Annotated in this window: 3 protein-coding genes; 2 read left to right on the top strand and 1 reads right to left on the bottom strand. The window is 36.5% G+C overall.

The window, feature by feature from the left end; all coding sequences use genetic code 11:
- Window positions 1-361: EAL domain-containing protein (locus ABZA26_RS14105; protein ID WP_372715128.1), on the top strand; the 361-nt coding region annotated here is incomplete at its 5' end.
- A 193-nt stretch (window positions 362-554) separates the two neighbouring features.
- Here the strand turns inward: ABZA26_RS14105 and ABZA26_RS14100 are convergent.
- Window positions 555-1,511, bottom strand: a complete 957-nt coding sequence (locus ABZA26_RS14100; RefSeq protein WP_372715127.1) for a TIGR01212 family radical SAM protein — start codon at window positions 1,509-1,511, stop codon at window positions 555-557.
- Window positions 1,512-1,653: 142 nt separating this feature from the next.
- Between ABZA26_RS14100 and ABZA26_RS14095 the strand changes: the two genes are divergently transcribed.
- On the top strand, window positions 1,654-1,830 hold the full coding sequence (locus tag ABZA26_RS14095) for a MarR family transcriptional regulator (protein ID WP_372715126.1): 177 nt from the start codon (window positions 1,654-1,656) through the stop codon (window positions 1,828-1,830).
- Window positions 1,831-1,889 lie beyond the last annotated feature (59 nt).

Raw genomic sequence — 1,889 nt, 5'->3', positions numbered from 1 at the left:
TACTGCTTCAATGATCTTAAGGTATAAGGCACTGGGAATTAAATTTTCATTAGATGATTTCGGTACAGGTTATTCTACCTTGTCATACCTTCAGCAACTTCCCTTGGATAAGATAAAATTAGACCGAATATTTATAAAAAGCCTTAAAAACAATAAGAAAGACAGTGATATAGTAAAATCTTCCATTGATATTGCACATATTCTCAACCTGAAAGTCGTGGCAGAAGGTGTAGAGGACAAGGAATCCCTTGATATTTTAAAAGAGATGGGCTGCGACTATGCCCAGGGATATTATTTCAGCAGACCTGTTGTATATGACGAATTTGTAAAATGGTATGAAAAATACACCCTTACCTTATGATTAATAGGCAGGATAAAATTTATTTTAATATATTTTATTAATTGGGGAGGAAATATTGTAAATACACAGAAAAAGATAGCAGGTGACACCTACCCCACCTAACCGTATTTTGAGTACATCTAAGTATAGAGGTGTTCTCAAATAAAAAAGAAAGCCCCCTGGAATTCCAGGGGGCTTTCTTTTGGGCAAATAATCATGTATTAGGATTTTTATAGTTTCTGTCTGATGAATCTTCTGTATAAAATTTACCCTGATACGTATTTCTCTCTTTCAGCCCTTTATCTACACCATTTAATATAGAACGTTTATCCAAGCTCCATAAAGGCCCTATGAGGGTATCACGAGATCCGTCTCCTGTGATTCTGTGGACAACAGTCTCCGGGTTTAATATTTCCAGTATATCTATTATCAAAGATATGTACTCATCTTTCTCCATCAATAAAAATGGGTTCTCTTTATAATATTCATGAAGCTTGGTGCCTCTTATCAGATGAAGAAGGTGAAGCTTTATACCCCAGCTTCCTGACTTGTTTACAAATCTGACACTTTCCAAGATCTCTCTCTCTGATTCCCCGGGGAGTCCTAATATCAGATGTGTTACAAAGGGAATCTTTCTTTTTTTGAGACTGTCAGATGCTTCGATGAATTTCTCCAGGGAATAACCCCTGTTGATAAGCTCTGAGGTTCTCTCATGTATAGTCTGAAGGCCAAGCTCCAGCCATACAAAGTGTTTCCCGCCTATTTCCTCTAAAAGGTCTAGAACCTCACCAGGGAGGCAGTCAGGTCTGGTTGCTATGGCCAAGCCTGCAACTCTGGGATGGGATAGGGCCTCTGTATATAGTTTTCTCAATTGCTCTATAGGGGCATAGGTATTTGTAAAATTCTGAAAATACGCAATAACCTTTCCCTCTGGAAACTTATTTTCAATAAGAGCTAACTGGTCCTCTATCTGTACCCCTATACTCTTTCTCCTGTCCCCTGCAAACTCACCGCTTCCCTTATCACTGCAAAATAGGCATCCTCTGTCATCTAGGGTCCCGTCCCTGTTTGGACATGTGAAACCCCCGTCTAGGGATACCTTATATATTTTTTCTCCGAATATTTTTTTCAGTTCATAATTCAATGTATGAAATCTTTTATTGCCCCACATAAGAATGCTCCTGTTGTAATTCATTTTAAATATTTTACAATATTTATGGTGAAACTCAAAATTTATTATATAAGTTTTTCTTGATTTTTGTTTCTGCAAGTGCTACTATAAATTTGTAACCATTACAAAAGGAGGTGCTTTTATGGAATTAAAAGATCAAATTTTGGATCTTCTAAAAAAATCAGAGCCGTTAAAAGCTGGAGAGATATCAGAAAAGTTGGGTGCAGATAAAAAAGACGTGGATAAAGCTATGAAAACATTAAAAAAAGAGGAAGCTATAATTTCTCCCAAAAGATGTTTTTATTCAGTGGAAAAATAGAAAGATAAATTATTAATCTCTTCTACATAAAAAGAGCGGCTGGATTTTCATCCAAGCCG

The sequence above is a fragment of the Ilyobacter sp. genome (genome assembly GCF_041583315.1).
Classification (GTDB): Bacteria; Fusobacteriota; Fusobacteriia; order Fusobacteriales; family Fusobacteriaceae; genus Ilyobacter.
This window is presented reverse-complemented; position numbering and strand designations above follow the sequence as displayed.